Consider the following 22,204-nt stretch of genomic DNA (forward strand, 5'->3'; position numbering starts at 1 on the left):
CACCGCATTCGCGAGCGAATCCGCGCCCATCCTGGTTCTGCCTGGGCGACAGGGTGCGTGTCAGAACACGTTGATCGGGTAGTCGATGATCACGCGGTATTCATCCACATCGCGGTCCACCGCCGAATAGCCGTTGCTGCCGCGATTGACCGCCCACTGCAGGCGCACCGCCAGGTCTTTGGCCTTGCCGCCCTGCACGACGTATTTGAGGTCGATATCGCGTTCCCAGTGCTTGGCGTCCTTGCCGTCGGCGCTGTACCAGGCGCTGTAGCCACGGCTTTGCGGGTCGACTGTGGTGAGGTCGGTCTTGCCGCTGATGTAGGACACGGCCGAGGTCAGGCCGGGCAGGCCCAGGCCGCCGAAGTTATAGGCGTACTTGAGTTTCCACGAGCGCTCATTGGGGCCATTGAAGTCGGAGTATTGCTGGGAGTTGTCCAGGTACACGCTGTCGCCCTGGGCAATGTAGTCGAACGGAGTATTGCCGTTGACCCGCTGGTACGCGGCAGTGACGCTGTGATGGCCGACGTCGACGGTGAAGTGCAGGCTGTAGGTGTTGTTGTCGATGTTGCCTAGCAGCGCCTGCCCGGTGTCCTGGGTGTGGTAGTAATGCAGGCCGGGGTTGAGGCTGACCATTTCGTTGACCACATAGGTGTAGTCGAGGTCGTAGTAGTACTGGTGCCACACGTCCTTGAGTTCGGAGGCGTAGAGGTTGCTGGTCAGCCCGTCGATGCCGCTGAACGACACACCGGCCCAATTCATGTGCTGGCTGTCCGTGTTGTTAGGCAGCGCACCATAGCTGGTGCCAATGCGCCGGTGGCCGCTCTGGTTGTAGAGCTTGGTAAAGCTGGCCTGGCCGCCCTCGAACATCCAGCCGTCGACGCTGTGGTTGGTCAGGCTCACGCCACGGAAGGTCTGCGGCAGCATGCGGGTCATGCCGCCGGCGATCACCGGGTTGTTCAGGAACAGGTCGCCGGCCTTCAACTCGGTGTCGAAGGCGCGCATTTTCAGGGTGCCACCTGCGGTGGAGAACGAGCCCGGCGCCTTGCCGTTGCCACTGCCGTACGGAAGGATGCTGGAGCCATCAGTGCCGCCTCCGCCGTCGAGCTTGAGGCCGAGCATGGCGTGGGCGTCCAGGCCGAAGCCAACGGTGCCCTGGGTGTAGCCGGATTCGAAGGTGCCGATAAAACCCTGGCCCCATTCCTTGCTGTCATCGGTGTGGATATCGCGACGGTCGCGGTTCATGTAGTAGTTGCGGGTGTTGATGTTGAGGTGCGAGCCTTCGACGAAACCGTCGGTGGGGGTGGTGTCTGCCGCGTGGGCAAGGGGGACGATCGTTGCTGCAATCGCGAGGAATAACGGGGTGAACGTCAGCGAGTTCTTCACCGATGGAGCTCCTTTGATCAATCGAAAACGGCCAATGTCGTGGGGGTGTGCCTGGCCTTTTTTTACCGCAAAAAAAAGCCGCTGAAGTCAGCGGCTTTAAGACAGATTCCCAGTGTAGAGCCCTGGAAATAAGTCGAGGGAAATTCGGGTAAGCGGGTCAGCTGTCTATGCCGTCGCGCTCATCGATGCGTCAAATTAACGCAGGTGAGCGGTGGGATACAGAGTGTAACAAGATAATGACTGTTGCCCAAATCGCAACAGTTCGGCCGTCAGACGGGCAGGGTAATGCCAAAGGTATTGCCGCCGCCGGCACTGCGCACAAACACATCGCCGCCGTGCATCAATGCGATGGCCTTGACGATGGCCAACCCCAACCCATGATTCGCCCCACTGTTGCTGCGTGACGCATCCACCCGATAAAAGCGTTCGAACAGCCGGGGCAGGTGTTCGCTGGCAATCTCATCGCCAGGGTTGGTCACCCCGATCGCCACCTGATGCCCCTGCACCTCGATGCTCACCTCGATAACTTGCCCCGGCGCCGTGTGTTGCACCGCATTGCTCAGCAGGTTGATCAGCGCGCGGCGCAGGTGGGCTTTTTCGATCTGCACCAGGGCGTCGCCGCGCACGCGCACCTGGACCTGGGCGTCTTCGAGGATGAAGTCCAGGTAGTCGAGGGTGGTCGCCACTTCGTCGGCCAGGGAGCTTTCGATCAGCTTGGTGGCCTTGCTGCCCTGGTCGGCGCTGGCGAGGAACAGCATGTCGTTGATGATCGAACGCAGGCGCTCGAGTTCTTCGAGGTTGGATTGCAGCACTTCGAAATAATGCTCGGCCGAACGCCCGCGCGTCAGGGCGACCTGGGTCTGGCCGATCAGGTTGGTCAGCGGTGAGCGCAGTTCGTGGGCCACGTCGGCGTTGAACGACTCCAGGCGTGAATAGGCCTGCTCCACTCGGTCGAGGGTGGAGTTGAACGAGTTGACGAACTGGCTCAGTTCCGGCGGCAGCGGCGACAGCTGCAGGCGCCCGGAAAGTTTCGGCGGCGCGAGTTTCTGCGCCTCATCCGACAGGGTGATCAGCGGCTTGAGGCCGATACGCGAGACCCAGAAGCCCAGCAGCGAGGCCATCACCACCCCGACGAATGCCAGGCCGATCAGGGCCATCAGCAACTGGTGCTGGGTAGCCCGAAAGTTCTCGGTATCAATGGCGATCATGAAGCGCAGCGGCGGGCGCTGGTCCTTGGCCGCAAATTGGCTGACCAACACCTTGAACGGGTATTCACGCCCCGGCAGGCGCAGGTCGCGCTTGCCCGTTGGCCCGGCGGCAAAGGCGCGAATCTGCGCGTCGGGGTTGCCGTATTCATAGGCCGGGTTGCTGCTGACCACCCAGAAGCGGATGCGCTTGTCTTCCTCGCCCAACAGCTTGAGCTTGGCCTGGATCTTCACCCAGTGGTCCGGCGTGCCAAAGCGGTTCACCGAGGATTCGAGCACGCTGTAGCGCGCGTCCAACTCCGCCCCCGGCAACAAGCCCAGGCCGCGGTCGACCTGCTGGTACAACGCGCCGCCGATCAACAGGAAGATCAGCAGCGCCACCAGGGTGAACATGCCGCTCAGGCGCAGGGCGATGGAGTTAGCCGACACTGCGGTTCTCCAGCACATAACCCATGCCGCGAATGGTGTGCAGCAGTTTGGTGTCGAACGGCCCATCGAGCTTGGCGCGCAGGCGCTTGATCGCGACTTCGACCACGTTGGCGTCGCTGTCGAAATTGATGTCCCAGACCATCTCCGCGATGGCGGTCTTGGACAGGATTTCACCCTGGCGCCGCGCGAGTACGCTGAGCAGCGAGAACTCCTTGGCGGTCAGGTCCAGGCGCAGGCCGTTGCGGCTGGCCTTGCGGCTGATTAAGTCGATCCACAGGTCGGCGACCGTGACCTGCACCGGTTCGTGGCCGCCGCTGCGGCGGGTCAACGCCTGCAGGCGCGCCACCAGTTCGAGGAACGAGAACGGCTTGCCGAGGTAATCATCGGCCCCTTCGCGCAGGCCGCGAATGCGGTCTTCCACGCGCTCACGGGCGGTGAGCATGATCACCGGGGTCTGCTTGCGTGCCCGCAAGGCACGCAGCACGCCAAAGCCATCGAGGCCGGGCAGCATCACGTCGAGCACGATCACCGCGTAGTCGTTCTCCAGCGCCAGGTGCAACCCCTCGACGCCTTCGCGGGCGACATCGACGGTGTAGCCTTGTTCTGTCAGGCCGCGGTGCAGGTAGTCCGCGGTTTTTTCTTCGTCTTCAATAATCAGGACGCGCATGAGCCTTTTGCTCCAGGGCGGGGCCTCAGCCTCATTGTGTGGTCGCCAACGCAGGCGTTGGTTTGGGCCGGTGGAAAAACTTCTCGAGGTACAAGTATATGACCGGTGTAGTGAACAACGTCAGCGCCTGGCTCACCAGCAGTCCGCCGACCACCGCAATGCCCAGCGGCTGGCGCATTTCCGCGCCTGGGCCGGCGCCGAGCATCAACGGCACTGCGCCGAGCAGGGCGGCGAGGGTGGTCATGATGATCGGCCGGAACCGCGTGACACAGGCTTCGTAGATCGCATCCTCCGGCGACAGGCCCCTGACGCGCTGGGCCTCCAGGGCAAAGTCGATCATCAGGATGCCGTTTTTCTTCACGATCCCGATCAGCAGCACCAGGCCGATCAGCGCCATGATCGAAAAGTCCTGGCCCATCAGCGACAGCATGATCAGCGCACCCAGGCCTGCCGAGGGCAGGGTGGAAATGATCGTCAGCGGGTGGACAAAACTTTCATACAGCACGCCGAGGATGATGTAGACCGCCACCAGCGCCGCGAGGATCAGCCACGGCTGGCTGGCCAGCGAACTCTGGAACGCCTGCGCCGCGCCCTGGAAGTTGCCGATGATGGTGGTCGGCATGCCGATTTCATTCTTCGCCTGGTTGAGCATGATCACCGCATCGCCCAACGCCACGCCGGGCGCGAGGTTGAACGACAGGTTGGCGGCCGGGAACATGCCGTCATGGCTGATGGACAACGGCCCGACGGTCGGCGGGTCGACCTTGGCCAGTGCCGACAGCGGCACCATCTCGTTGGTCAGCGGTGAGCGCAGGTAGAAATAATTCAGGCTCTCGGCCTTGCCGCGTTGCTTGGTGTCGAGTTCCAGCACCACCTGGTACTGGTTGATCTCGGTCTGGAATTCGTTGATCTGGCGCTGGCCGAACGCGTCATACAGCGCCTGGTCGACGTCGGTGGCGGTCAGGCCGAAACGTGCGGCGGCCTGACGGTCGATGCTGATGTGGGTAATGCTGCCGCCCAGTTGCAGGTCGTTGGAGAGGTCACGAAAGGCCGGGTTGGCGCGCAGTTTCTCCGTCAGGCGCTGGGTCCAGGTGTTGAGCGTCGGGCCGTCGTTGCTCTTGAGCACGTACTGGTACTGGGCGCGGCTGGGGCCGGAACTGAGGTTGATGTCCTGGCCGGCGCGCAGGTACAGCACGATGCCCGGCACCTTGGCCAGTTTCGGTCGGATGCGGTCGATGAACTGGCTGGCGGAGACATCGCGGTCGCCGCGGTCTTTCAGGGCAATCCAGAAGCGGCCGTTGGCGATGGTCTGGTTGCTGCCGGTCACACCCACCGAATGGGAGAACGCTTCCACTGCCGGATCGTCCTTGACGATCTCGGCCAGGGCCTTGTGCTTGGCGACCATGTCCGGGTACGACACGTCCGCCGCCGCCTCGCTGGTGCCGAGCACAAAACCGGTGTCTTGTACCGGGAAGAAACCCTTGGGGATAAACACGTAGCCGACCACGGCGAGCGCCAGGGTCACGATGAAAATCGCCGCCATGGTGCGCTGGTGCGCGAGGGCCCGGCGCAGGTTGCGCGCATAGCCCGCGAGCAGGCGTTCGCTGAAACCGGGTTTGTCGTGGGCATGATGGGTGGGCGCGCGCATGAACAGCGCGGCCAGGGTCGGTGCCAGGGTCAGCGACACCACCACCGAAATCAGGATGGTCGAGGTAGCCGTCAGCGCGAACTCCTTGAACAGCCGCCCGACCACGCCGCCCATGAACAGCAGCGGAATAAATGCGGCCACCAGCGAGAAACTGATGGAGACCACGGTGAAGCCGATCTCGCCGGCGCCCTTGATCGCCGCCTCGCGCTTGTCGAGCCCCGCTTCGAGGTGGCGGTGAATGTTTTCCACCACCACGATCGCATCGTCCACCACAAACCCCACGGCGATCACGATCGCCACCAGGGTCAGGTTGTTCAGGCTGAAGCCCATCAGGTACATCAACGCAAAACTGGCGACCAGCGACACGCCGAGCACGCTGGACACAATCAGCGTCGCCGACAACTGGCGCAGGAACAGCGCCATCACCGCCACCACCAGCAGGATGGCAATCAGCAGGGTCACTTCGACTTCATGCAGGGACGCGCGGATGGTCTTGGTGCGGTCGGTCAGCACGCTGACCTGCACCGACGCCGGCAGCATGGCTTGCAGGCGCGGCAGTTCGGACTGGATGCGGTCCACCGTCTCGACAATGTTGGCGCCGGGTTGGCGCGAAATCACCAGGTTGACGCCGGGGGTATCGCCGGACCAGGCCTGCACGTAGGCGTTTTCCGAACCGTTGATGACTTTGGCGATATCACGCAACTGAACCGGTGCACCGTCCTTGTAGGACACGATCAATTGCGCGTAGTCATTGGGGTGGAACAACTGGTCATTGGTCGACAGGGTCGACACGCTGTTCTCGCCGTAGATCGCACCCTTGGCCAGGTTGAGGCTCGATTGCTGGATGGCCAGGCGGATATCGGCCAGGGTCAGGCCGATGGCCGCTAGTTTGTCGGGGGAGGCCTGTACACGAATCGCCGGGCGTTGCTGGCCGGTGATGTTGATCTGGCCGACGCCATCGATCTGGCTGATCTGCCGGGCCAGCAGGGTTTCCACGTAGTCACTCAGCTCGGTGCTGGGCATGCTGTTGGAGCTGACGCTGAGGATCAGCACCGGGCTGTCCGCCGGGTTGACCTTTTTCCAGGTCGGCAGGCTCGGCATGTCGCTGGGCAACTTGCCGGACGCGGTGTTGATCGCCGCCTGGACTTCCTGTGCAGCCGTGTCGATGCTCTTGTTCAGGGTGAATTGCAGGGTCAGCAGGCTTGAGCCCAAGGCGCTGCTGGAGGTCATCTGGGTCATGCCGGGGATGGCACTGAATTGCACCTCCAGGGGCGTGGCCACGGATGAAGCCATGGTGTCCGGGCTGGCGCCGGGCAGGGTGGCGGTCACCTGGATCGTCGGAAATTCCGCTTCCGGCAGTGGGGCGATGGCCAGGCGCGGGAAGGCAATCATCCCGAGCAGCACCAGGGCGAAGGTCAGCAGCAGGGTGGCGACCGGGTGGTCGACGCACCAGGCCGACGGCGAACGGCTGCCACTCATGGCTGCACCTTGGCGTCGACGGTCTGGATCACTTGCGGTGGCTCCTTGAGCACCTCCACCTGGGCGCCGGCCTTGAGCCGCGACTGGCCGTCACTGACCAGTACATCGCCGGCCTGCACCCCCTTGATGATGTTCACGTCGCTGTTCTGGTACGTCACCTGCACCGGCACCACGTCGACCTTGTCCCCGTTGATCCGGTACACGAAGTGCGAATCCAGGCCGCGTTGCACCACCGTCGGCGGTACCACCAGGGCGTTTTTGTCGAGGGCGGTCTGGATCTTGATCGTGACCAGTTGCCCCGGCCACAGGCGCTGCGAGGCGTTGTTGAACTCGGCCTTGGCACGCAGGGTGCCGGTGGTCGAGCTGATCTGGTTGTCGATCAGGCTCAAGTGGCCTTCACCCAGCAGGTCGCCGGTCTGGCCGTCGGTGTCGGCGCCCATGTAGGCGTCGACGCTGGCCCTGGTCGGTGCCGCGATCAAGCCTTGCAGGGTCGGCAGCATTTGTTGCGGCAGGGAGAACTCGACGGCAATCGGGTCGATCTGGGTCACTGTGAACAGGCCCTGGGTATCGCTCATGCGCAGGAAGTTGCCTTCGTCCACGGTACGAATACCCACGCGGCCAGTGACCGGCGAGCGAATCTGGGTGTAGGAAAGCTGTACCTGGGCCGAATCGATGGCGGCCTGGTTGCCTTGGGCGGTGGCCTTGAGCTGGTTGACCAGTGCTTGCTGCTGATCATAGGTCTGCTTGGAGACGCCGTCGTCGACGCTCAACTCCTTGTAGCGCTTGAGGTTGACCTGCGCCACTTGCAACTGCGCCTGGCTCTCGCCCAGCTGTGCCTTGGCTTGCTCCAGGCTGGCGCGGATCGAGCGGTCATCGATGGTCGCAAGCAAGTCCCCGGCCTTGACCAGTTGGCCTTCCTTCACCAGCAATTTGGTGAGAATGCCGTCCACTTGCGGGCGGATCACCACACTGTGCAACGACAACACCGAGCCAATCCCGCTGACAAACCGAGGAATATCCTGCTGCACCACGCTCACCACCCGCACCGGAATCGCAGTCGGCGCTGCCAGTCTGGTCTTGGCCGGGCGCGTCAGGGCCCAGGCGGCAACGGCCAGCACTACGAGGACACCCACGATCAGGGCGGTTTTTCGTTGTATTTGCATGGAGGTGAGGCGCCAGGGCAAAGGAGTGGGAGACTAAGGGCCTTTATAGCCTGCGAACCCGGTCAGCAAGGTGACTGCTAACTGACAGCGCTGTCAGTAAGCGCAGACCATTCGTACAGGCGGTGGTTAAAGATCCGAGGCGGGCAGGTATACTGCGCGCCAGCGAGGCCCGCAAGCAGGCCTCGCGTCATTTTTTGCACGTTCCGGAGCTTCCATGACTTCCCCGACACAACCCACTGTTGAAGCGACCGACCTGGTCGATCCGGCCAGCGCCGAAGGCGTTGAAAAAGCCGAGATCCCGGCGTTCAAGTTTCCGTTCAAGCCGGGTGAACTGGCCGGGGCCAAGCAAGCCGCCCAGCCCTGGTACAAGAACGGCGCCAAGAACGGCCACACCAAGTCCCCAGGCATGGCCCCGCCGGGAACGCGTCGCTCCATGGGTAAACGTTAAGATTAACTAGCTGCAACATTTGGCGGAAGCTGCCTACAGCTTTCGCGGATGTTTCTGCTTGTGGGGCAGCAACCATTTCTTGAAAGCTTCCACAGCCTCTGCTCCGCCCCGTCGTTATTTCCCGGGACGGAGTGTGTCGAGGCTGGTCTTTCCGGAAAAGGACGCTTCCCGTGGCCCTGATACACATATGTGTAATGCTTGTCCTGTTGTGCGCGGCTGAAGCCGTCGCCGCTGATGATCCCCCTCGGCAGGAAATCCGCTTCGCGGTTGCCGCGCAATTCCCCCCCTTCCAGAGCCGTGATGCGCAAGGTCAGTTGGTCGGCCTGAATATCGACCTGGGCAATGCCCTCTGCCAGCAACTGAATGTGCGCTGTACCTGGGTCGACCAGGTGGTCGTCGAAGACTTTCCTGCCCTTGAGGCCCGGCAATTCGATGCAATCATGGGCATGGCACCGACGTCGCTGCGCCGCCGTCGGGCGGGCTTCACCGACACCCTTTATCCCTTCACGACACGGCTGGTCGCCCGCCGGACCTCTGGCCTGCTGCCGCACGTCAAGTCGCTCAAGGGCAAGCGCGTCGGCGTTTTGCTCGGCAGCAATCGTGAAGCCTTTGTGCGCTCGAAGTGGGCGCCCAGGGGCGTGATCATCAAGAGCTTCTGGCTCAATGATGAACTGGTGCGCAGCCTGGTGGCCGGTGATATCGATGCGACCCTGCAGGGCACCGTGGAAATCCGCCAGGCCCTGCTCGACACCGATGATGGCCAGGACTTCGACTTCCTCGGCCCGCCTGTCTCGGCCGCGCTGTTGGGCGATGGCGTGGCGATTGCGGTGCGCAAGACCGATACGGCGTTGCTCAATGACCTCAATCGCGCCCTCGAAGAGTTGATGCAAAACGGTGAGTACCGGCGAATCCTCGCGCCCTACCGCCTGGAAACTCCGTGATGGCTAATTAATTGCGCAGAACATGAGCTGGATCAGTATTTGCCCCATGGGTGCGCTTAGAGTCGACGCCCTGCCGACTCCTCCAATAATCACGAGCGCGCTTCTCCATGAAGATCAATCTGCCGGTCACCGGTCGGAATGTGGACTTTGCCCCCGACGCCAACATCCTCTCGACCACTGACCTGACCAGCGCGATTACCTACGCCAACCAGGATTTCATCGACATCAGCGGCTACCACCGTGACGAGTTGCTGGGGATGGCCCATAACGTCCTGCGCCATCCTGACATGCCGTCCGAGGCCTTTGCCCATATGTGGCAGACCTTGAAACGCGGCCGGTCGTGGATGGGCATGGTGAAAAACCGCTGCAAGAATGGCGACCATTATTGGGTCAGCGCGTATGCCACGCCGGTGACCCGCGACGGGGCGACGGTGGAGTACCAATCGGTGCGCACCAAGCCGGATGCGTCCAGGGTGGCGGCGGCAGAACGGGCGTATGCGCGACTGCGGGCGGGCAAGGCGCGCGCGTGGCCGGCGGTTGGTCTCCAACTGAAGCTGTCGGGCTGGGCGGCTGCCAGCTGCGCGGTGGCGTGGGTGCTCGGCGTAGGCCTGGCGGCGTACGCGCCAGTCTGGCAACTGCTGGGCCTGGTGGCAGGATGTGCAGTCGGCGCGGCCGGGGTGAGACTGATCGTGCGGCCCCTGGCCCAGTTGAGCCAGCGCGCCCGCCAGATTGCCGATAACCCCCTGAGCCAGGCGATCTACACCGGGCGCCGCGATGAATGCGGGCAGATCGAGTTTGCCCTGCAGATGCTCGAAGCCCAGGTGGGCGCGGTGGTCGGGCGCATCGGCGATGCCTCCCAGCGCCTGTCGGGGCACGCGGCGCAACTGGTGCGGCATCTGGACAGCAGCCAGGCCAGCACGCAGGGCCAACAGACCCAGACCGATCAGATAGCGACGGCCATTCACCAGATGGCCGCCAGCGTGGCGCAAATGGCCAGCCATGCCCAGCAGGCGTCCAGGGCGGCGGACCAGGCTGGCAACGAAACCCTTGAAGGCCATCAACGCGTGGATGAAAGCCGGGACGCGGTGATGCGCTTGTCCCAGGAGTTGGCGCGGGCCACAGACGTCATCCACCAACTGGAAAGCCACAGCGGTGAAATCAGCGGCGTGCTGGAGGTGATCCGCACGATTGCCGAGCAGACCAACCTGCTGGCCCTGAATGCGGCCATCGAAGCCGCGCGGGCCGGTGAGCAGGGCCGTGGCTTTGCCGTGGTGGCCGACGAAGTGCGTGGCCTGGCCCAGCGCACGCAGCAATCGACCGATGAAATCCAGCGCATGATCAGCACCCTGCAGGGCGGCGCGCGCGACGCGGTGCAGGCCATGGCGCAGAGCAGCGAACATGTGCACGCCAGCGTCGAGCAGGCGCAACGCGCGGCGGCTGCGCTGGATGGCATCAGCCAGCGGGTCATGCAGATCACCGCCATGAGCCAGCAGATCGCGACCGCCGTGGAAGAGCAGAGCGCGGTGAGCGAGGACATCAACCGCAATATCCTCGGCATCCGCGATGCCGGTGAAGCCACGGTCAGCGCCGGCCAGCAGAGCCAGCTCAGCTCCGGTGACGTGGCGGCCCTGGCGGAGGATTTGCGCCAGTTGGCGCGGGAGTTCTGGAGTGGACGGCGCTAACCGGGTGCCCACGTTGAAATGCAGCCACCTGTGGGCGTGGGCTTGCCCGCGAAGAGGCCCGCAAGCCCTACGCTGCGCGCAGCGGAATAAACGCGTAGTTGGCCGGCACCTCAGTCGCAATCTGCGCGCCGGCATCCAGCAGTTGCTCGGCGATGTCCATGCCGGACACATGGAACACCCACTCGTTGGCCACGGATGGCTGATCCACCGCCAGCTCGATTGCCTGGGCGAACGCGTTCATGTCCGGCAGGTAGGCGGTGAAGCCATCCCCCTTGAGCGCCGTGGTGCGAATACCCAGCAAGGCGCACACCGCCTCCTTGGTCTGCACATCGTCACGGTCGGCCTGGCGCGAGCGCAGGATCAGGTCCGCCAGCGCCGGGTCGGCCAACTCGCCGCCGACGATCAGCGCCGGGCCCTGTTCCCAGGATTCCGGCGGGCAGTCCTTGGCGGCGGGGTTCAGTGGGATATGCGGGTTGATCTCCATCGGATAGATCCGGCACACCAACGGACGGCGTTCATAGATGCGGCACAGGTTGTCTTCGTCAAGATTCCGGCAGCGGCCGGCGTTATAGGCGGCAAAGGTGATGGCTACAAACGCCTCGGTGTTGCCGCTGGGCACCACCACTGAACGCCGCTCGGCATGTTCGCGTTGCTGCTGTGGCAAGCCCAGGCCATTGCCCAGGAAACCCTCTACCAGAACGATGACGTTGCCGCCGTCCGCCGCCCACATACGGGCTTCGGCGAGGGTCAGGGGGACGTGATGGTCGGTGCAGCATTTGCCGCAGCCAACGCAGGAAAAATGGGTATTCATGGGCGGATCTGTCACCAGGCAAGGTCAGAGGGCACGCGTGAACGGTGACGGGTTTTGACCTCTATGCACCGTTCGGTGTCTCTGGAAGCAAGTTATGCGCCAGTGCCTGTCAGTCCTCGGCGACTGCATCGCGCAGTACAAAGAACATGCCTGCGCTTGCGTATAACTGCCGGGCGCGCTGGTTGCTCTCCAGCACCTTGAGGTCGACGCAGGGTTCGCCGCGTTGCTTGAACACCTGGAAGGCCTGCAGCAACAAGGCGCGGCCCAGCCCCTGGCCCTGGGCGCAAGGGTGTATGGAAAGGTTCTTGATAAAGGCGCTGGTCCAGCACTGGGCCACGCCGAGAATGCCTTCTGCGTTGCTGGCCACCAGGCACAGCGTGGGGTCGAATTCGGCATCGGTGATGAACTGCTGCTGCCAGGTTTCCAGCGAGGGCACGCGTCCACCGCCTTGCTCCTGGGTCATGCGCAATACCGCATGAATCGCCGGGGCCAGCTCATCGCGGTAGTGGTCCAGCTGCGTACCCGCCGGCCACTGCGGGGCCGGCAGGCTGCCGGTGAGGTCGCGACGCAGCAACTGGTAATACGTGCTCACGCGTTACAGGCCTTTTTGCGCCACGGTCTGGGCCGCCACCACCAGGCACTTGGTCAGCTCGGGCGACGAAAATTTGGTCAGTACCGCGTCGGCACCGGCCAGGCGCGCTTTTTCGCTGTTCATCGCGCTGTCGAGCGAGGTGTGCAGCAGCACATAGAGGTCTTTGAAATCCGGGGTTTCGCGCAGGGTGCGGGTGAGGGCGTAGCCGTCCATTTCCGACATCTCGATGTCGGACACCACCACGTTGATCTGCTCGACCGTGCCTTGCAGCTCCAGCAGCACATCGATGGCTTCCTTGGCACTGCGCGCGGTGTGGCAGGTGAGGCCGAGGTTGCGCAGGGTGTGTACGGATTGCTGCAGGGCCACCTGGCTGTCGTCGACCACCAGGATGCGCGCGTTGCCGAGTACTTCGGCTTCTTCCATGGTCAGGTCGGTGGGCGCCGCTTCAATCGGGGCCGGCGCGATGCCGTGGATGACTTTTTCGATGTCCAGCACCTGCACGAGGCCGCCTTCGACCTGGGTGACCCCGGTGATGAACGCGCGGTTACCGCCGGAGCCGTAGGGCGGCGGACGGATGTCGGTGGTCAGGCAATGCACGATCTTGCTCACCGCCTGCACATGCAGGCCCTGCTTGGATCGGCTAACATCGGTGACGATCAGGCAGCCACCGTCTGGGTCCTGCAGGGGCATTTCACCCAGGGCACGGCTCAGGTCGATGACCGCCAGCGAGTTGCCGCGCAGGGTGGCGATGCCTTTGACGTGGGGGTGCGACTCCGGCAGCTTGGTCAGCGGCGGGCAGGGGATGATTTCACTGACTTTCAGCAGGTTGATCGCCATCAGCTTGCCGCTGCGCAAGGTAAAGAGCAGAAGCGAGAGAGAGTCTGCGCGGGCTTTGGTGGTGGACATAAAAACCTTCTGTGGATCAGGGATGACGATCTATAGAGAGTTATCGACTTGGGGAGGCCAGGCTTTAACCGGATTTTGTGTCGGGATGGGTCTGTAGGAGCTGGCTTGCCTGCGATAGCATCACCCCCGGTTCCGCAGAAAGACCGAGGCGCTGCTATCGCAGGCAAGCCAGCTCCCACACAAGCCAGCTCCCACACAAGCTAGCTCCCACACAAGCCAGCTCCCACACAAGCCAGCTCTTACACAAGCTGGCTCCTACACAAGTCCCTATTTCACCGGGGGGATGAATCAGCCTTTCCAGACCTGCGGGTTCACCAGGTCCTGGGGACGCTGGCCGAGCAGGGCGCTGCGCAGGTTGTCGAGGGCGCGGTTGGCCATGGCTTCGCGGGTTTCATGGGTGGCCGAGCCGATGTGCGGCAGGGTCACGGCGTTGCTCAGTTGGAACAGCGGCGACGCGGCCAGCGGCTCCTGCTCGTACACATCCAGCCCGGCGCCGCGGATGCGCTGGGTTTGCAGGGCCTCGATCAGCGCCGGTTCGTCGACCACCGGGCCACGGGAAATATTGATCAGGATCGCGCTGGATTTCATCAGCCCCAGCTCGCGGGTGCTGATCAGGTGGCGGGTCTTGTCGCTCAATGGCACCACCAGGCACACGAAGTCCGCCTCGGCCAGCAGCTCGTCCAGGCTGCGAAATTGCGCGCCCAGTGCCTGCTCCAGCGCCGGCTTGCGGCTGTTGCCGCTGTACAGGATCGGCATGTTGAAGCCCAAGTGCCCGCGGCGGGCCACGGCCGCGCCAATGTTGCCCATGCCGACGATGCCCAGCGTCTTGCCATGCACGTCGCAGCCGAACAACGGCGCGCCGACACTGGCTTTCCACTCGCCGGCCTTGGTCCAGGCGTCCAGCTCGGCGACCCGGCGCGCGCTGCTCATCAGCAGGGCGAAGGCCAGGTCGGCGGTGCTTTCGGTGAGTACGTCAGGGGTGTTGGTGAGCATGATCCCGCGCTCGTTGAAGTACGGCACGTCGTAGTTGTCGTAGCCCACCGAGACGCTGGACACCACCTCCAGCTTGCTCGCGCCCTGCAATTGCTCGCGTCCCAGCTTGCGGCCCACGCCGATCAGGCCGTGGGCGTGGGGCAGGGCTTCATTGAATTGAGCGTTGATGTCGCCCAGCTTGGGGTTGGGCGCGATCACCTCGAAATCCTGTTGCAGGCGTTCGATCATTTGCGGGGTGACACGGCTGAAGGCGAGGACAGTCTTTTTCATTGCAGGCGGGCTCATCGACTACGGAAGAATGCCAAGCAAGCTAACATTCTTGCGGGTGATTGTCAGGACACCGCCAAACCAATGTGGGAGCGGGCTTGCTCGCGAATGCGCAGTGTCAGCCACTACATCTGTGGCTGGACTACCGTATTCGCGAGCAAGCCCGCTCCCACCTTTGATTTAGATCGACAGGTGGAAATCAGTTTGTCAGGCGCGCGCCACTCAGGCTGCCGCTCAATTCATACGCCACCAGCTCCGCCTGGTGCGCCGCCAGGATCTCCGGCAGCGAGCCGCGCAGGTATTCGACCCAGGTCTTGATCTTCGCGTCCAGGTATTGGCGCGACGGGTAGATGGCGTACAGGTTCAGCTCCTGGGAGCGGTAGTTGGGCATGACCCGCACCAGTGTGCCGTTGCGCAGGCCTTCGATGGCCGCGTACACCGGCAACAGCCCGACGCCCATGCCGCTGGTGATCGCGGTTTTCATCGCATCGGCCGAGTTCACCAGGAAGGGCGAGGTGTTGATCGCCACGCTCTCCTGGCCTTCGGGGCCGTTGAAGGTCCATTTATCCAGCTGGATCACCGGGCTGACCAGGCGCAGGCAGGCGTGATTGAGCAAATCCTGGGGCCGTTGCGCGCAGCCCTTGGCCTTGACGTAATCGGGCGAGGCGCAGGCGATGCTGTAGGTGATGCCCAGGCGTTGCGAGACGAAGCCCGAATCCGGCAGCTCGCTGGCCAGCACGATGGACACGTCGTAGCCCTCGTCGAGCAGGTCCGGCACGCGGTTGGCCAGGGTCAGGTCGAAAGTCACGTCCGGGTGGGTGCGGCGGTAGCGGGCAATCGCATCAATCACGAAGTGCTGGCCGATGCCGGTCATGGTGTGCACTTTCAACTGCCCGGCGGGGCGCGCGTGGGCGTCGCTGGCTTCGGCCTCGGCTTCCTCGACGTAGGCGAGGATCTGCTCGCAGCGCAGCAAATAGCGTTTGCCGGCTTCGGTCAGCGCGATGCGGCGGGTAGTGCGGTTGAGCAAGCGGGTTTGCAGATGGGCCTCAAGGTTGGAGACCGCGCGCGAAACGTTGGCGGTGGTGGTGTCCAGTTGCACGGCGGCGGCGGTGAAGCTGCCGGCTTCGGCCACGCAACTGAAGGCGCGCATGTTTTGCAAAGTGTCCATGGAGTGTTCTCAAGGGAGATGCCAAATTGTGACATGAAGTTGCGCACAGGTGTGTATCCGCTGGGCGCTGCTCTCCCCGGAGCACGGTGACGAAGGATCAGGACAAGGTCCAGGCCTCACTGACTTTGGCCTGGTAGTGCGGCAGATACTCGCGCAGCAAGTGATTGAAGGCCTCCTGCGTGCTGGCGCGGTTTTCGCCGGTAGGCGCTTCAAGGGCGGTGTGCGCGTGTTGTACCAGGGTTTCGGCGGCGCGGCTGAGTGCCGGGCTGAGGCGTTTGAGCGCGTCAATCTCGGCGGTCAGCGGCGTACCGTGCGCCTGTCGGCCAAGGGTATCGAACAACGCGTGAAAGTCGTCGGCGTGTCGCGCGACGTAAGCGTCCCAGCCCGGCTGCTGATCAGGGGTTTCCAGGTAGCGACGGGCGATGGGCAGCAGATGATCCAGCGAGTCGCTGCCCAGCTGTTCTTTGTGCAGGGTTTGCCGGGTACGCAGCGACTGCGCCGCTACGCCGAAGAACTGCTCGACCGGCGCCGGGAGCTTCAGGTCACGGCTCTTATTCAGCGTATGGCGGGTATGCAGCAGCACCGGTTGGCCGTGCTTTATTTTCACCAGTACTTGAGTGGACGACGGCCTGGCGGGATCGAGCACCGATTCGCTGATCGAGCGGACCAGGTTTTCCCAGTCGAACGTTTGCTCGCCAATCGCGCCCAGTACGCGAAGCAAGGTTTTCTTCACGACCTGCCGCGAATCTATCGGGGCGATGTCGATTGTCAGGTAATCACCGCTCAGGTGCGGGTCATCAAGCTTGCGGTGGCTGGCTTCAATCGCTACCCCTTTGCCTGCCCCGGCCCGTGCCGAGGCCGTTACTGCGGCGCTGAAGCTCACTATTCGGGTCTCGGCTGTCAGCGTGTGGACTTTTAATTCGTCGGGGCGAAGCAGTGCCGGGTTGCGCTGGATCAGGCTGCGTATCTCAGCATCCTGCTGCGGAGTCAGGCGCGAGTGGGTCTTGAGCAGCACATAGCGCTCCAGCAGGGATTGGGCCTGTTTGTGGCGGGCGTGCCGGGCAGCGTGCAACGCGGACGCCGGCACGGGTGTACAGGCCTGCTGGGTGAAGTGTTGGCTGGTGTCGGCAATGTGGCGTTGCATGGCATTCAACAACGCCGCAGGGTCGTCGTTGTAGTGCTTGGACGAGGCCAGGCGCAGCCGTGCCATCTCAGGTGCTGTTTCGTGCAGGCTCAGGATATCCAGGGTGATCTGGCGCTGGGTACGCTGCAGGGTCGGCTTTATCGTGGTATTGAGCTTCAGGGCGCTGAAGACATCCACCGTGACCTTGTTTCGCGCATTCAGGAGGAGGCCTCTTTCGGTGGTAACCGGCTGTGAGGTGCTTCTCATGCTGGGCAACTCAACATCGACAAGGCCGGCGCTGGCCAGGGTATCCCGGACATAGGGTTGGCTCAGTGCTGAGCAGGCGAGGTGTTTCTGCAGGTTATGGCTATCACGCACCAAGCTGGGCAGGTTTTGAACGGTTCGCCGGATGCTCTCGCTCAGGGAAGTGCGCACCGAATGGCTGCGGGCATCGGCGTACGCTTCCAGGTTTGCGTATTCGCGAGACGATACATAGCCTACGCCGAGCTGGCTGTGGGTCTGGAACTGGTTTGCGATCGATGACTTCAGATGGGCCTGCAGGCTGAGGGTGCGCGTGCTTTTGACGCGTTGGTCAGCGGTGATTGCCAGGCGCGAGTCGGCTGCCAGCTGTGGCCCGGCCCGGTTCTGCAGCGCGGGGTCCAACACAAAGTTGTAGCCGATATGACGGTGGTTGCTGCGCTCGCCGCCGTTGCGCACGTAGGCAAGCGCCGGCAACAACTTCTGCGTCAGGTGCAGGTGTCGGTCATTGCTGACCGCCGCGCGAAACTGCCATTTCAGCGCGCGACACAAGGCATAGTCGGCTTCGACGTCCGGCCGCTGGCTGGAGCGATGTTGGCCAAGCACCTGCTCGGCCTTTTTGAAAAACGCGTAGTAGTCCGGTAACTCCTCTACCGACACCTCCAGCCTCGACGGGCTGCTGGACAATTTGTGGTGAAGCGCTTCTATCTGCGCTTGATCGCGATGATAGCCCGCGAGCGGGACCAGCTTGTCCAGGACCAGGTCGGCGATCCAGCGCACGTCCCGTTGCAAAGGGAACATGCCCGGCTGCAAAGGCTCGGGCGAGAGGTGCAGTTGCCTGCGCAGGGCATCAGCGGAGGCGGGTGCGGGTGTCGGCGCTATGCGGGCGCGCGTGCTGGGGGCTGAAAACATTCGGGCACTCCAGAAGGGTGGGATGCTCGTCATTCTGCTGGTGGGCACTTCGGCACGCTGTAGGGGAATAGCCTGGCGTCGGGATAAACATCCCAACTTGCCTTGAGCCGGCGCGGATTATCGCCTGAACGGTAACAAAGATTCACAGGAATACCCGCTTATCGTTCCCCATGCCGCCCCCTAGAATTGCGCCACCTCTCCCCGCATCACCACCTCAGGAATTCGCAGCAGTGCCGCGTCGCATCAGCAGAGAGCTGAAGACTCTCAGTGTTTGGGCCTTATCGTTAGCAATCAGCGGCTGCATCGGAACCGGAGGAATCGCCCCACAGGGCCAGGCGCTCGACGCCAATCACCTGGCCACCGACGAGGCGATCCAGCAGGCCGCCCAGGACGCCCACTGGCCCACCGCGCAATGGTGGCAGGCCTTTGGCGACCCGCAACTCAACCGCTGGGTGGCACTCGCCACTCACAACAGCCCGAGTATGGCCATCGCCGCCGCGCGAGTGCGCGAGGCGCGGGCCATGGCCGGGATTGCCGAGTCGGCCGAGTCGCTGCAGATCAACAGTGACACCACCCTCAAACGCCACAATTGGCCGAAGGATCAGTTCTATGGCCCGGGCGAGTTGAGTGGCCAGACCACCTGGGACAACAACTCGTCCCTGGGCCTGAGCTACGCGCTCGACCTGTGGGGCCGTGAAAGCAATGCCTCCGAGCGTGCCGTCGACCTGGCGCACATGAGCGCTGCCGAAGCCCGCCAGGCCCAGCTCGAATTGCAGAACAACGTGGTGCGCGCCTATATCCAGCTGTCGTTGCATTACGCCAACCGCGATATCGTCGCGGCGACCCTGGCCCAGCAACAGCAGATCCTCGACCTGGCCAACAAACGCCTGAACGCCGGGATCGGCACGCACTTCGACGTGAGCCAGGCCGAAACCCCGTTGCCGGAAACCCATCGCCAATTGGACGCCCTGGACGAGGAAATCGCCCTGAGCCGCAACCAGTTGGCGGCATTGGCCGGCAAGGGGCCGGGCGCGGGCGCGCAACTGCAGCGCCCGACCTTGTCCCTGGCCGCGCCGCTGAAACTGCCGTCTTCCTTGCCTGCACAACTGCTCGGCCAGCGCCCGGACGTGGTCGCCAGCCGCTGGCAGGTCGCGGCGCAGGCGCGTGGCATTGATGTGGCGAATGCCGGCTTCTACCCCAACGTCGACCTGGTCGGCAGCCTTGGCTACATGGCCACCGGCGGCGGCATGCTGGAGTTCCTGGCCGGCAAGAAATTCAACTACAACGTCGGCCCGGCGATCACCTTGCCGATCTTCGACGGCGGCCGTTTGCGTGGCGAGTTGGGCGAGGCCAGCGCCGGTTACGACATCGCCGTGGCGAAGTACAACCAGACCCTGGTCACTGCGCTCAAGGGCATCAGTGACCAGTTGATCCGCCGCGAGTCCATGGACAAGCAAGCGGGCTTCGCCGCGCAGTCGGTGGCCTCGGCGCAGAAAACCTATGACATCGCGATGATCGCCTACCAGCGCGGGCTCACCGATTACCTCAATGTGCTGAATGCCCAGACCCTGCTGTTCCGTCAGCAGCAGGTCGAGCAACAGGTGCAGGCCGCCCGCCTGAGCGCGTACGCCGAACTGGTGACAGCCCTGGGCGGCGGCCTCGGTGCCGGCAACGATGTGCCCGACGACGCCAAGACCCTCCCGAGCAAGACCCCGGCGGCACTCGCCGTGTTTGATCACTGAGTAGGATTGAATGACTCCCTTGCCTGCACCGCTGCGCTGGCTGCATGCCCTTGAGTGGCGCCGTGGCTTTTTCGACTGGGCACGCAGTGATGGCGTGACCTGGGTGTATATCTTCAAGGTACTGATCGCCGCGTTCCTGACGCTATGGCTGGCCATGCGCCTGGAACTGCCGCAACCGCGCACGGCAATGATCACCGTGTTCATCGTGATGCAACCGCAGAGCGGCCAGGTATTCGCCAAGAGCTTTTACCGCTTCCTCGGCACCCTGGCGGGCTCGGCGGTGATGGTGCTGTTGATTGCCTTGTTTGCACAGAACACCGAGTTGTTTCTTGGCGCGCTGGCGATCTGGGTCGGCATTTGCACCGCCGGTGCGACCCGCAACCGTAACTTTCGCGCCTATGGGTTTGTGCTGGCCGGCTACACCGCGGCGATGGTTGGTTTGCCGGCGCTGGCGCACCCCGACGGCGCCTTCATGGCGGCGGTGTGGCGCGTGCTGGAAATCTCCCTGGGGATTCTGTGCTCGACGCTGGTCAGCGCCGCGATCCTGCCGCAAACCAGCAGCGCCGCGATGCGCAACGCCCTGTACCAGCGCTTTGGCGTGTTCGCGCTGTTTGTCACCGATGGCTTGCGGGGGCGCAGCCAGCGCGAAGGGTTCGAGGCCAGCAACGTGCGCTTTATCGCCGAAGCCGTGGGCCTGGAAGGGCTGCGCAGCATCACCGTGTTTGAAGACCCGCACATGCGTCGGCGCAACGGTCGGCTCAGTCGCCTCAACAGCGAGTTCATGAGCATCACCACGCGCTTCAACGCCTTGCACCAGTTGCTCGAACGCCTGCGCACCGACGCGGCCGATCACGTGGTAGCGGCGATCAAGCCCGGCCTGCAGGACCTGGCCGAACTGCTCGACGGCTTTTCCGGCCGCGCCCTCACCAGCCCCGATGCCGCACGCCTGGTCAATCAACTGAGTGCCTACAAGGACGGCTTGCCCGCCACGGTGCGCAGCCTGCGCGCGGCGTTCCAGGAGGGCAACCCGAGCGAAGCCGAGCAGCTGGATTTCCACACCGCCTACGAGCTGCTGTACCGCTTCGTCGATGACCTGCACAACTATGCGCAAACCCACGCCTCCCTGGCCGATCACAGTCATGCGCGCGAGCAGTGGGACGAAACCTTCATCCCCAAGACCAACTGGCTGGCCTGCGCCGCTTCGGGGATTCGCGCTTCATTCATCCTGATCGTGCTGGGCAGCTACTGGGTGGCGACCGCCTGGCCCAGCGGTGCGACCATGACCCTGATCGCGGCGGCCACCGTCGGCTTGTCCGCCGCCACGCCGAACCCTAAGCGCATGGCGTTCCAGATGGCCTGCGGCACCTTGATCGGCGCGTTGGTGGGCTTTGTCGAAATGTTCTTCGTGTTCCCCTGGATCGACGGCTTCCCGCTGCTGTGCGTGATGCTCGCCCCGGTCATCATCTTCGGTGCGTTTCTCGCCTCACGCCCGCAATACGCCGGCGTCGGTGTGGGCCTGTTGATCTTCTTCAGCACCGGTTCGGTGCCGGATAACTTCACGGTCTACAACCCCTACACCTTTATCAACGACTACATCGCGATGGTCATCGGCATGCTGGTGTGCGCGGCGGCGGGGGCGATCATCCTGCCGCCCAACAGCCGCTGGCTGTGGCGCCGCCTGGAGCAGGACCTGCGCGAGCAAGTGGTGTACGCGATCAGCGGCAAGCTCAAGGGCCTGGCCTCGAGTTTTGAAAGCCGCACCCGTGACCTGCTGCACCAGGCTTACGGCCTTGCCGTCGGCCAGCCGCAAGTGCAACGCGACCTGCTGCGCTGGATGTTCGTGGTGCTGGAGGTCGGCCACGCGATCATCGAGCTGCGCAAGGAACAGGCGATCCTGCCGGTGCACCCGGCGTATGCCGAGTCCCAGCCGTGGCGCCAGGCGATCCGCGTGATGGGCCGCTCGCTGGTGCGGCTGTTCCTGCAGCCCAGCACGAGCAACCTGGAGCGCGGACTGATCGCCGTCGACCATGCGATCAGCCGCGTGCAGGCCACCGACGAACCCTTCGCCCCGCACTTCGATACGTCGGCCCTGCGCCGGGTGAAAAGCTACCTGCACTTTATCCGCACTTCGCTGCTCGACCCGCAATCGCCACTGGCGGCCCTCAAAGGAGCCCCGCATGCCCCGTGAAATCGCGTTCCACGGCCTCTACATGCCGACCATGACCCTGATGTTTCTGATCGCGGCCGTCCTGGCCTGGGCTTTGGACCGCTTCCTGGCCGGGTACGACCTGTACCGTTTTTTCTGGCACCCGGCGTTGCTGCGCCTGAGCCTGTTCGTTTGCTTGTTCGGCGCATTGGCGCTGACCGTCTACCGTTGAGAATGCCCC

At 63.6% G+C, this 22,204-nt stretch carries 17 protein-coding genes and 1 pseudogene; 7 read left to right on the forward strand and 11 right to left on the reverse strand.

Going from position 1 to position 22,204, the window contains the following annotated elements:
- Window positions 1–60 precede the first annotated feature (60 nt).
- The 5 genes from JFU04_RS04210 to JFU04_RS04230 all read right to left on the reverse strand — a co-directional run bounded on the left by JFU04_RS04210 (window position 61) and on the right by JFU04_RS04230 (window position 7,974).
- The gene (locus tag JFU04_RS04210; RefSeq protein WP_065900840.1) at window positions 61–1,383 is read right to left on the reverse strand and encodes an OprD family porin; all 1,323 of its coding nucleotides are present in this window, start codon (window positions 1,381–1,383) and stop codon (window positions 61–63) included.
- Window positions 1,384–1,652: 269 nt separating this feature from the next.
- On the reverse strand, window positions 1,653–3,017 hold the full coding sequence (locus tag JFU04_RS04215) for a heavy metal sensor histidine kinase (protein ID WP_201143550.1): 1,365 nt from the start codon (window positions 3,015–3,017) through the stop codon (window positions 1,653–1,655).
- A complete protein-coding gene (locus JFU04_RS04220) occupies window positions 3,007–3,684 on the reverse strand; it encodes a heavy metal response regulator transcription factor (RefSeq protein WP_065900845.1) in 678 nt (225 codons plus the stop codon). The genes JFU04_RS04215 and JFU04_RS04220 overlap by 11 nt, the downstream gene beginning before the upstream one ends.
- A 31-nt stretch (window positions 3,685–3,715) precedes the next feature.
- A complete protein-coding gene (locus JFU04_RS04225; protein ID WP_120447647.1) occupies window positions 3,716–6,811 on the reverse strand; it encodes a multidrug efflux RND transporter permease subunit in 3,096 nt (1,031 codons plus the stop codon).
- Window positions 6,808–7,974 (reverse strand): efflux RND transporter periplasmic adaptor subunit, encoded by a 1,167-nt coding sequence (locus JFU04_RS04230; protein ID WP_201143551.1) that lies wholly within the window; start codon window positions 7,972–7,974, stop codon window positions 6,808–6,810. Before JFU04_RS04230 ends, JFU04_RS04225 begins: the two co-directional genes overlap by 4 nt.
- 214 nt (window positions 7,975–8,188) lie before the next feature.
- Here JFU04_RS04230 and JFU04_RS04235 point away from each other — a divergent pair, with 214 nt between their 5' ends.
- The 4 genes and pseudogenes from JFU04_RS04235 to JFU04_RS04245 all read left to right on the forward strand — a co-directional run bounded on the left by JFU04_RS04235 (window position 8,189) and on the right by JFU04_RS04245 (window position 11,045).
- Window positions 8,189–8,422: a hypothetical protein gene (locus JFU04_RS04235; RefSeq protein WP_201143552.1), complete on the forward strand. Its 234-nt coding sequence runs from the start codon at window positions 8,189–8,191 to the stop codon at window positions 8,420–8,422.
- Between the two features lie 170 nt (window positions 8,423–8,592).
- Complete coding sequence (locus tag JFU04_RS04240; protein ID WP_120447649.1) at window positions 8,593–9,363, forward strand: transporter substrate-binding domain-containing protein; 771 nt, start codon at window positions 8,593–8,595, stop codon at window positions 9,361–9,363.
- Window positions 9,364–9,470: 107 nt separating this feature from the next.
- Window positions 9,471–9,752: pseudogene (locus tag JFU04_RS30535) on the forward strand (PAS domain-containing protein); the annotation flags it as partial.
- Window positions 9,753–9,998: 246 nt separating this feature from the next.
- The gene (locus JFU04_RS04245; RefSeq protein WP_446739692.1) at window positions 9,999–11,045 is read left to right on the forward strand and encodes a methyl-accepting chemotaxis protein; all 1,047 of its coding nucleotides are present in this window, start codon (window positions 9,999–10,001) and stop codon (window positions 11,043–11,045) included.
- Between the two features lie 67 nt (window positions 11,046–11,112).
- Here the strand turns inward: JFU04_RS04245 and JFU04_RS04250 are convergent, their stop codons facing one another.
- The 6 genes from JFU04_RS04250 to JFU04_RS04275 form a co-directional block, all read right to left on the reverse strand.
- Entirely contained in the window at window positions 11,113–11,856 is a 744-nt protein-coding gene (locus JFU04_RS04250; RefSeq protein WP_065900856.1) for a YkgJ family cysteine cluster protein, read from the reverse strand.
- A 109-nt stretch (window positions 11,857–11,965) separates the two neighbouring features.
- Window positions 11,966–12,448, reverse strand: a complete 483-nt coding sequence (locus tag JFU04_RS04255) for a GNAT family N-acetyltransferase (RefSeq protein ID WP_201143554.1) — start codon at window positions 12,446–12,448, stop codon at window positions 11,966–11,968.
- 3 nt (window positions 12,449–12,451) lie between these two features.
- Window positions 12,452–13,354, reverse strand: a complete 903-nt coding sequence (locus JFU04_RS04260; RefSeq protein ID WP_106805117.1) for a chemotaxis protein CheV — start codon at window positions 13,352–13,354, stop codon at window positions 12,452–12,454.
- 288 nt (window positions 13,355–13,642) lie between these two features.
- A complete protein-coding gene (locus JFU04_RS04265; protein ID WP_106805116.1) occupies window positions 13,643–14,617 on the reverse strand; it encodes a 2-hydroxyacid dehydrogenase in 975 nt (324 codons plus the stop codon).
- A 196-nt stretch (window positions 14,618–14,813) separates the two neighbouring features.
- On the reverse strand, window positions 14,814–15,782 hold the full coding sequence (locus JFU04_RS04270) for a LysR family transcriptional regulator (RefSeq protein ID WP_065900869.1): 969 nt from the start codon (window positions 15,780–15,782) through the stop codon (window positions 14,814–14,816).
- 97 nt (window positions 15,783–15,879) lie between these two features.
- Entirely contained in the window at window positions 15,880–18,075 is a 2,196-nt protein-coding gene (locus JFU04_RS04275; protein ID WP_201143555.1) for a hypothetical protein, read from the reverse strand.
- Between the two features lie 230 nt (window positions 18,076–18,305).
- On the opposite strand from JFU04_RS04275, the gene JFU04_RS04280 reads away from it, so the two are divergent.
- From JFU04_RS04280 to JFU04_RS04290, 3 genes are read left to right on the forward strand one after another with little or no spacing between them, the layout of a single operon-like run.
- Window positions 18,306–19,817: an efflux transporter outer membrane subunit gene (locus tag JFU04_RS04280; protein WP_201143556.1), complete on the forward strand. Its 1,512-nt coding sequence runs from the start codon at window positions 18,306–18,308 to the stop codon at window positions 19,815–19,817.
- Between the two features lie 10 nt (window positions 19,818–19,827).
- Complete coding sequence (locus JFU04_RS04285) at window positions 19,828–22,005, forward strand: FUSC family protein (protein WP_201143557.1); 2,178 nt, start codon at window positions 19,828–19,830, stop codon at window positions 22,003–22,005.
- Window positions 21,995–22,195 (forward strand): DUF1656 domain-containing protein, encoded by a 201-nt coding sequence (locus JFU04_RS04290; protein ID WP_106805112.1) that lies wholly within the window; start codon window positions 21,995–21,997, stop codon window positions 22,193–22,195. The genes JFU04_RS04285 and JFU04_RS04290 overlap by 11 nt, the downstream gene beginning before the upstream one ends.
- Window positions 22,196–22,204: the final 9 nt, after the last annotated feature.

The organism is Pseudomonas sp. TH21 (genome assembly GCF_016651025.1).
GTDB lineage: Bacteria > Pseudomonadota > Gammaproteobacteria > Pseudomonadales > Pseudomonadaceae > Aquipseudomonas > Aquipseudomonas aylmerensis.